Genomic DNA, 8465 nt, shown 5'->3' on the forward strand with positions numbered 1-8465 from the left:
CAGTTCACCCTTATCGCCGTCAATGTAGGTGATCGCCGAATTGCACGACGCCGTCGACATGAAGCCCGGATCGTACGTGAACTTGCCGGTCTGGCCGTACAGTTTGCGAATGTCGATGACGTCCGGGCCCAGCGTGCCCTGGTAAATCGGCAGATCGACAGTCTGGTCGCTGTCGGAGAAGCTCAGTGTTGCGTGGGTCTTCGAGTTCATCTACATCTTCCTTTGCTTTGATACCGCACGCGTGCCGGCATGCATGAGGTCGTACGGTGAAACGCGGTGCTCGCGCGCTCGTTGAAGGACCGGCATGCGCCAGGCTCCGCCCCGCATTCTACGGGCGCATGCGCAGTCCATTGCGGCGATTGACCGCAACAGACCATCTTAGTGCACGCAACATTCGTTGTTCGCGCACGCCGGTTCGTTTTCCGCGAACCTACGCGGCGCTTACGAATAAGCCGCGACGCTTGAGCGTGCACCGTTCGCGGCCTCCTTGCGCTGATCTTCGCCGCGCCGCGTGACACGTATGAGTCATCGCCAGTCAGATAAAAACGTGAGCCGGTGTTGCAACAATGTTTTGCGAGGCTTGAACTGCGTCGTGCCACACGCATCTGCGATACTCGATTACAGCACTGATGCTTGTGGCCCGCTTCGAAAGCGGGCTTTTCCGATCAAAGAAAGACAGGAAGGATGCAATGAACGCTTCGCTCGAAACGCTGTTTCCGGATCATGTCCATACCGAAGAAAACACCGTCACCGCGCTGAACCATCAGGACATCGTCGTCGCATTGTCCGCCGCGTTGAAGGCGCAGGACGTCGCGGTGCTGCATATGCTGTACCCGCGCACCGACGCGCGCACGCATCGCAGTCTCGATACGCTCGTGAACGTACTGCATGGGCACGGGCTGCATGAAGTCGCCGATCTGGTCGCGCGCGAAGCGCACTATCTGCTGTTCAAGGATCCGGTCAAGGCATGGAAGGCGTTCCATGAGATCCGCAACGACTCGCTCGCGATCGGCGTGCACCTCTATTACCACGGGCTCGTCGGCGAAACGGCCGAACTCGCGCTGGATAAGGACGCACATCGCAAGGCCTGATGCGTGTGCCCGGCGATCGGCGAAGCGCGTGCTCGCCGCTCGCGCGTGATGTGGCAATCAACGTCTGTTCAACGGGCGCCGGTCGCCTGAATGAACGCGTCGACGTAGCGATTGAACGCGGATGGATGCGCGAGATTCATCCCATGCGACGCGCCGCGCACCGTCTCGCGGCGCGCATCCGGCAACCACGACTGCAACGCGGTCACGGTACGCCGGAACATGTCCGGGCTCTTCTCGCCATCGATCAGCAGCACCGGGCAGCGCACCTGGGCGGCCTGATCCGGTACGTACGCGGGTAGCGGATCGCGGAATTGCCGCGCGAGCGTGTGCGCGTTATCGGTCGCCATGCGACGGAATCCTACTGTGCTCATCGCCCAGAAGCCAGGGCGGCTGACCGAATCGACGAACAGCTGCAAGCCCGCTTCGACCTCGCCCGTTTCGATCAGCTGTGCCGCTTTCGCGCGCAACGCGTTGACCGTCTCCGGCAGGCTCGCCGGCGGACGTCCGGCGATCTGCAATGGGCCGCCCGGGTCGGCGAGCGTAAGCGTGCGGACGTATTGGCCGTGGCGTCGCGCGCAATGAAAAGCCACGCAACCGCCGCGCGAATGCCCGACCACGTGCGCCGGCCCCCCGCCAAAACGGTCGATGAATTCGGCGACTTCATCCGCATGCAGGCTCCAGCTAAACGGCAGATCCGCGCCGCTGTCGGTCGCGGGCCAGTAGTGCGTGAGACTCACCGCGACACAGCGATAGCGCTTCGACAAGCCGGCGAGTTGCGGCTCCCAGTACCGGTAATCGCATAGCGAGCCGTGCACGAACAGCAGCAGTTCGCCCTCGCCTGCTTCGACGTAAGGCATCCGCAAACCGTTATGCAGTTCGACGAAAGATGGCGATGGGGACAGCAGCGATGCGCAGGCGGATTGATTCACGGGCGGGTCGAGGGCAGTGCGGCGGCCACACGCGGATGCGCACGGCGCCGGCAAAGCCATTGGGCATTAAGCAGATGAGCGTCCCTGAAAAATGGGACGCGACGCGCGTATTGTCACATAAGCGGTCAAACGGGCGTCAGGTAGACGTCAGCCAAGCGCCCGACGGGCACCGCTCCTAGCAAGTTCGCGAGTTCAGTCACTTCGCCCACTTCAGCCACTTCCCTCGCCCTCACCCGCGCCTTCCCATCCGCTTACTCGTACCCGGCTTCGTCGATCAGACCGGCCGCAGCCGCGACGCCCGCGCCGCGCACCGCGCAGGTCATCGGCTCGTCGGCGACGTGCACGTCGAGGCCGATTTCGTCGCTCAGGCGGCGGTCCAGATTGCTGAGCAGCGCGCCGCCGCCCGTCAGCACGATGCCGTTATGCGCGATGTCCGTCACCAGTTCGGCGGGCGCCATTTCGAGCCCGCGCTTGACCGCGCCGATCACCTGGCGCAACGGCCCTTCGATCGCCTCGGCGATATCGCGATTGCTCAACTGCACCGTGCGCGGCAGGCCGTCGTCGACGCTGCGGCCGGTGGCGTTCATCTGCTGCAGCGGCACATCTTGCACGGCCGAGCCGATGTTCTTCTTCACGTGCTCGGCGGTCTGCTCGCCGAGCAGCACGCCATACAGATTGCGCACATAGCTGATGATCGCCGCGTCGAAATTGTCGCCGCCGACGCGCACCGAGCCGCTATACGCGGTGCCGCCGAGCGCGATCACGCCGACTTCGGTGGTGCCGCCGCCGATGTCGACCACCATCGAGCCGGTCGCCTCGCCCACCGGTAGGCCTGCACCGAGCGCGGACGCGAGCGATTCGCCGATCAGGCTGACCTTCCACGCACCGGCCGCTTCGGCGGCTTCGCGTATCGCGCGGCGCTCGACCTGGGTCGCACTTTCGGGCACGCAAACGATAAACGTGGCGCGCCGGCTAAAGAACGAACGTGGGCGCGCCATATCGACGAACTGCCGGATCATGTGTTCGGCGGCCGAGAAATTGGCGATCACGCCGTGCCGCATCGGCCGCACCGTTTCGAGGTTGAGCGGCGCGCGGCCGAGTAGCTGGCGCGCCTCGGTGCCGACCGCTGCGACACGCTTGGGTCCGGCTGAGGGTTCTTTCTCGAAGCAGACGACCGACGGCTGATTGAGCACGATGCCGCCGTCGTCGGTATAGATAAGCGTGTTGGCCGTGCCGAGATCCACCGCCACGGCGTGGCGGAACAGTCGCTCGAAGAGCGGGTAATGCGGCGTCGGTCTGGCCATAAGCAGGCTCTGATGTGTCGTTATCCGCCGTCTCAGGCGGTCTGAAAATGCGCCCCCGGTACCCCGAAACCGCGCGTCACGCCCCGCTGGGCGCTGCGCTGTGCGCGCGGCCGGGTGATTCTCAAGCCAATGCCCGTATAACGGCAAGCAGATCGGAATCTTTAGCGTCTGTTTCGATTGCCACGGTATTAATCGCGCGACATCGCGCCGAGCGCGCGCTGTAACGCGGCGCGGCCGAGTTCGACGCCGTCCGCAGTGATCGTGTGGCCGACGCCCGGCAGCACGTATGCGTCGAGCGGATAGCCGGCCTGGCTGAGCGCGTCGGCCGCATGTTCGAGTTCGCTGACCGGGATCACGTCGTCGTCCTCGCCGTGAATCAGCGTGAGCGGCGTCGTGCGGTTGGCCGAAACGATTGTCGACGCGAGCCGCCCCGAATACGCGACCACGCCGGCCGCGCCCTCCGCGCTCGCCGCAACGTGATGCAGCGCCATCATCGAACCTTGCGAAAAGCCGACCAGCGAAAGCCGCTCGAAAGAGAACTGCCAATGCGCGAGCTCAGCATCGAGCATCGCGCGCAGCGCTGGATAAGCGGCGCTCACGCGCGCCTCGCGGTTCCCGTCGATGACGTCGCGCAAGCTGAACCACTGGCGCCCGCCGAAGCCGCCGTCGAACGGATCGGTGCCGTCGAGCGATACGAACGCGCTATCTGGCAGGCTGTCGCTCCACACATCCGCGAGCGGCATCAGATCGCGCGCATTGCTGCCGACGCCGTGCAGCAGCACGACGAGGCTCCTTGCAGGTGCGTTCAGCGGCGCGCGGCGCCAGCCGTGTTCGAATTGTTGCCAGGCCATTGCGGTTTCCTTTCTGTATTGATTCGCGGATTTTGCGGTTTCGTCCCGAGCCGCCGCATGCGGCCGGGAGGACCTCGGCGGCGCCACGCGGCCTACGCCGCGAGCATACGCCGCGGGCCCGTTTTGCGCCGCTGGGGTGCCGCATCCGCTGTGCCTGTCGACGACGCCTGCCAACGAATGCAGGTATGCTCATGCGACCACCCGGCGCAGTCGCCGCAGCGGCGCTCCCGCCCACGGCGCATCGCGCATCCCGTCCCTCGATGTGCATGACTCGCCGCCCGCATCCGGAGAAACCGTTTGAGCCAGCCCAACGACGCGTCCACTTCCGCGCCGCCTTCCGAGCCACCGTCGCAACCGCCCTCGCAGCCGCCGGGACCGCCGCCACTCAAAGGCGGCCAGCTGGTTCTCGCCACCATCGCCGTCGCGCTCGCCACCTTCATGAACGTGCTGGATACGTCGATCGCGAACGTCGCGATTCCGACGATTTCGGGCAACCTCGGCGTATCGGTCGACGAAGGCACGTGGGTGATCACGGTATTCGCGGCGGCCAACGCGGTGTCGATTCCGCTGACCGGCTGGCTCACCCAGCGCATCGGCCAGATCAAGCTGTTCGTCGGCGCGATCCTCAGCTTCGTGCTGGCGTCGTGGCTATGCGGCATCGCGCCGACGCTGCCGATCCTGCTGCTCGCGCGGGTGTTCCAGGGCGCGGTGGCGGGCCCGCTGATTCCGCTGTCGCAGGCGATCCTGCTCGGCTCCTATCCGAAAGCGAAGTCGTCCACCGCGCTCGCGCTTTGGGCGATGACCGCGACCGTGGGCCCGATCGCGGGCCCTGCGCTCGGCGGCTGGATCACGGATAGTTACAGCTGGTCGTGGATTTTCTACATCAACATTCCGGTCGGCCTGTTCGCGGCCGGCGTCACGTGGATGATCTACCGCACGCGCGAATCGCCGACGCGCAAGCCGCCGATCGACGTGGTCGGCCTCGGCCTGCTGATCACATGGGTCGCGTCGCTGCAGATCATGCTCGACAAGGGCAAGGATCTCGACTGGTTCTCGTCGCCGGTGATTTCGATCCTCGGCATCGTCGCGCTGATCAGCTTCGCGTTCTTCCTCGTGTGGGAGCTGACCGACGAACATCCGATCGTCGATCTGCGGCTCTTTCAGCAGCGCAACTTCCTCGGCGGCACGATCGCGATCTCGGTCGCGTACGGGGTGTTTTTCGGCAACCTCGTGCTGCTGCCGCAATGGATGCAGGAGTATCTGAACTACCGCTCGGTCGATGCCGGTCTCGTCACCGCGCCGCTCGGCATCTTCGCGGTCCTGCTCGCGCCGGTGCTCGGCCGCGTGCTGCCGCGCTCGGACGCACGCGTGATCGCGACGCTGGCGTTCGTCGGCTTCGCGATCGTGTTCTACATGCGCTCGAAGTACGTGATCGAAATCGACACCTGGCACCTCGTGCTGCCGACCCTGCTGCAAGGCATCCCGATGGCGCTGTTCTTCGTGCCGCTGACGGCGATCATTCTGTCCGGCCAGCCGCAGAGCAAGATTCCAGCCGCGGCGGGCCTGTCCAATTTCGTGCGGGTGTTTTGCGGGGCGGTGGGCACGTCGATCGCGGGCACCGCGTGGAACAGCCGCACGGTACTGCATCACGCGCGCTTGACCGAACAGGCATCGATCGACAATCCCGCGTTCGCGCAGCAGATCGATACGACGCAGTCGCTGTTACACCTGAATACACAGTCGGCGCATGCGCTGTTCGACTTCACGGTGAACACGCAGGCCGCGATGATGGGCCTGAACGACATCTTCTATGTGTCGGCGATCATCTTCCTGCTGATCATTCCGCTGATCTGGATTACGCGGCCGGTCAAGGGCGGCGGCGGCGCGGATGCGGCGGGCGCGCATTGAGCCGGGTTGCACAGACACGGCTCAGCGTCGACGCGCTTCGCCAAACAGCGCGGCGAGCCCGGCCGGCGAACTGAACACCGCGTCGGCATCGTGGCCCGCGCGGGGGATCCGGTGCAGCGCATGGGTGTGGCCGGCGATGGCGCGCGCATCGATATACCGCGCATACGCAAGACCGCGCGCGAGCCGGTGCGGCCCTTGCGCCATCGCGGCGCAACAGCGGTCGAGCGCCGGATGCTGCGGATCGCAGTCTTCATCACCCAGCAGCAGTGTCACGTCGCGACACAGATACGCCCGTTCGAGTCCGCCTCCACCCAGCGCCGCGGCGCTATCGAGCGCATACGCCGGCAGCGCGCGCAGACCGTACTTCCAGTCGTTGAAGCCCGCGCAGCGAGCCACGTCGTACGGCGCGAAGCCGCCGCCGGCAACCGGCCGCAGCGTGTCGAAATAGACGTACGACGATGGATTCGCGATCACGTAGCGCACCGCGACTCCGCGCGCGGTCAACGGCGCCTCACCCTGCGCGACCACCGCGTAGCGCTGTGCGACCTGCGCGCCGCCGGAGTGACCCGCGACGACCACCTCGCGCAACGCCGGAAACCTGCTGACGTCGGCGAGCGCTGCGAACAGCGCGTCGAGCACCGCGAACGAACTGACCGGCGCGGGCGCGAGCGCTTCGTCGCCGCCCATCCAGCCGGTCCATTCCCAGCGCAGCGTCGACGCGGGCGCCCGGTGCGCGTCGACGTCCGCGGCGGCGAGAAATTGCGGCACCACCAGCAGCGTGTCGTTCGAATCGAGACCGGCCGCCGCGCGCGCGCGGCGCGCCAGTTCGAAGTACACGTCCGCGTTGCGCAGCCGGCCGTGCAGCAGGATCACCGCGCGTTCGACGCGCGGCTGCGGCGCATTCCAATCGCCGGTCGCGAAGAACGGCACGGTGCCCTCGCCGCGCGGCGTGGAAACAGTCAGGCATTGCGATGCGATCACGTCGACGGGCCGTTCGTTCGGCGCGCGTTCGTCGTGTGCGGGGTGCGGCACGGTCATGAAGCGGAAATCCTTGTGGTATGAGTGCCGTCGCTGCCCAGCTCCGGGTGTCCGCGGCGGGACATTCCCACCAGCGCGAGCGATACGAATCCAGCAAAAATGAGATAGAACGCGGGCGTGAGGCTGCTGCCGGTCAGCCTGGTCAGCCCGGTAATCGTGAACGGCGCCATCCCGCCGAACAACGTGACGGCCACGTTGTAGGACAGCGCAACGCCGGACGAGCGGCTGCGCACCGGAAACAACGTCGCGAGCATCCCTGGATGCGCGCCGGACATCGCGGCGAGAAACACGGTCGAGACCACCTGCGCGACGAACAGGCGCTCAGCCGATGGCGCCGACACGACATACACGAACAGCGGGTACGCGCACAGCATCCACGCGAGCGTGACCGGATAGAACAGCCGGTACGCGCCATATTTGTCCGCGAGCCTTCCGGACAACGGGAACAGAAACAGGTTGAGCACGCCGCAGAAGAACGCGCCGCGCAGCGCGACCGCGAGCGGCAGATGCAATTGACGCTCGACATACACCGCCAGATACGAATGCCATACGTAGTTGGTCGCGGCACCGACGGCGATCACGCCCATCGCGCAGAATGCGGCGCGGCCATTGCTACGCCAGAACTCGCGTAACGACACACGCGGCGGCTTGCCGGCGCGCTCGCGCAGTTCGACGAATTCCGGCGAATCGGCGACCTTGTGGCGAATATAGAAGCCGATCGGTCCGGCAAGCGCGCCGCACAGGAACGGTAGCCGCCATCCCCACGCCACTAGCGACGCATGCGACAGATGCGTGGTCAGCAGATAACCGGTGCCGGACGACAGCAGCAACGCGAACGACTGCGCGCTCATATTGAAGCTGCCATAGAACATCTTGCGGCCCGGCGGCGCATATTCGACCAGCATCGCGGACGCGGTCGCGAACTGGCCGCCCACCGACAAGCCCTGCAGCACGCGCGCAACGATCACCAGCGCGGGCGCCAGATAGCCGATCCGCGCGAAGCCCGGTGTCAACCCCATCAACAGCGTGCTCGCCGCCATCGACATGATCAGCAGCGACAGCGCGCGGCTGCGGCCCACGCGGTCCGCATAGATGCCGAGCAGGATGCCGCCGAGCGGTCGCACGACGAAGCCGATCGCGAACGTCGCGAGTGTCAGCATCAGCGATACGAAGCCGCTGCCGGCCGGGAAAAACACCTGCGCAATGATCTTCGAGAAGTAGCCGTAGATCAGAAAGTCGAACCATTCCAGGCCGTTGCCGAGTATCGATGCAAAGATCGCGCGGCGCACCATCGATGGAGACAAGTGCGGCCGGTCCGGCTCGGTGGCAATCAGGTGCGGCCGG

The 8465-nt window shown here is 65.7% G+C and carries 7 protein-coding genes and 1 pseudogene; 2 read left to right on the plus strand and 6 right to left on the minus strand.

Going from position 1 to position 8465, the window contains the following annotated elements:
* Window positions 1–210 (minus strand): annotated as a pseudogene (gene gltA, locus VGH68_RS01525) (citrate (Si)-synthase); the annotation flags it as partial.
* Window positions 211–689: 479 nt separating this feature from the next.
* On the opposite strand from gltA, the gene VGH68_RS01530 reads away from it, so the two are divergent.
* Window positions 690–1091 (plus strand): hypothetical protein, encoded by a 402-nt coding sequence (locus tag VGH68_RS01530; protein WP_331601741.1) that lies wholly within the window; start codon window positions 690–692, stop codon window positions 1089–1091.
* 68 nt (window positions 1092–1159) lie between these two features.
* On the opposite strand, the gene VGH68_RS01535 is transcribed toward VGH68_RS01530, so the two are convergent.
* The 3 genes from VGH68_RS01535 to VGH68_RS01545 form a co-directional block, all read right to left on the minus strand.
* Window positions 1160–1948: an alpha/beta hydrolase gene (locus VGH68_RS01535; RefSeq protein ID WP_331601745.1), complete on the minus strand. Its 789-nt coding sequence runs from the start codon at window positions 1946–1948 to the stop codon at window positions 1160–1162.
* 323 nt (window positions 1949–2271) lie between these two features.
* Entirely contained in the window at window positions 2272–3324 is a 1053-nt protein-coding gene (locus VGH68_RS01540; protein WP_331601742.1) for a rod shape-determining protein, read from the minus strand.
* A gap of 188 nt (window positions 3325–3512) precedes the next feature.
* Entirely contained in the window at window positions 3513–4175 is a 663-nt protein-coding gene (locus VGH68_RS01545; RefSeq protein WP_331601743.1) for an alpha/beta hydrolase, read from the minus strand.
* Between the two features lie 297 nt (window positions 4176–4472).
* Between VGH68_RS01545 and VGH68_RS01550 the strand changes: the two genes are divergently transcribed.
* Window positions 4473–6083, plus strand: a complete 1611-nt coding sequence (locus tag VGH68_RS01550; RefSeq protein ID WP_414696877.1) for a DHA2 family efflux MFS transporter permease subunit — start codon at window positions 4473–4475, stop codon at window positions 6081–6083.
* Between the two features lie 21 nt (window positions 6084–6104).
* Here VGH68_RS01550 and VGH68_RS01555 read toward each other — a convergent pair whose 3' ends face one another.
* Window positions 6105–7121 carry an alpha/beta hydrolase gene (locus VGH68_RS01555; protein ID WP_331601744.1) on the minus strand — a complete coding sequence of 339 codons (1017 nt, stop codon included), beginning with the start codon at window positions 7119–7121 and terminating at the stop codon, window positions 6105–6107.
* Complete coding sequence (locus VGH68_RS01560) at window positions 7118–8413, minus strand: MFS transporter (protein WP_331601747.1); 1296 nt, start codon at window positions 8411–8413, stop codon at window positions 7118–7120. Before VGH68_RS01560 ends, VGH68_RS01555 begins: the two co-directional genes overlap by 4 nt.
* Window positions 8414–8465: the final 52 nt, after the last annotated feature.

The sequence above is a fragment of the Paraburkholderia sp. genome (assembly GCF_036488505.1).
GTDB lineage: Bacteria > Pseudomonadota > Gammaproteobacteria > Burkholderiales > Burkholderiaceae > Paraburkholderia.

Bases quoted from the DNA above. Each gene is read 5' to 3' on its own strand.
- VGH68_RS01560 (WP_331601747.1), bottom strand. From the start codon at position 8,413: ATGGTGCGCCGCGCGATCTTTGCATCGATACTCGGCAACGGCCTGGAA.
- VGH68_RS01555 (WP_331601744.1), bottom strand. From the start codon at position 7,121: ATGACCGTGCCGCACCCCGCACACGACGAACGCGCGCCGAACGAACGG.
- VGH68_RS01535 (WP_331601745.1), bottom strand. From the start codon at position 1,948: ATGCCTTACGTCGAAGCAGGCGAGGGCGAACTGCTGCTGTTCGTGCAC.
- VGH68_RS01530 (WP_331601741.1), top strand. From the start codon at position 690: ATGAACGCTTCGCTCGAAACGCTGTTTCCGGATCATGTCCATACCGAA.
- VGH68_RS01545 (WP_331601743.1), bottom strand. From the start codon at position 4,175: ATGGCCTGGCAACAATTCGAACACGGCTGGCGCCGCGCGCCGCTGAAC.
- VGH68_RS01540 (WP_331601742.1), bottom strand. From the start codon at position 3,324: ATGGCCAGACCGACGCCGCATTACCCGCTCTTCGAGCGACTGTTCCGC.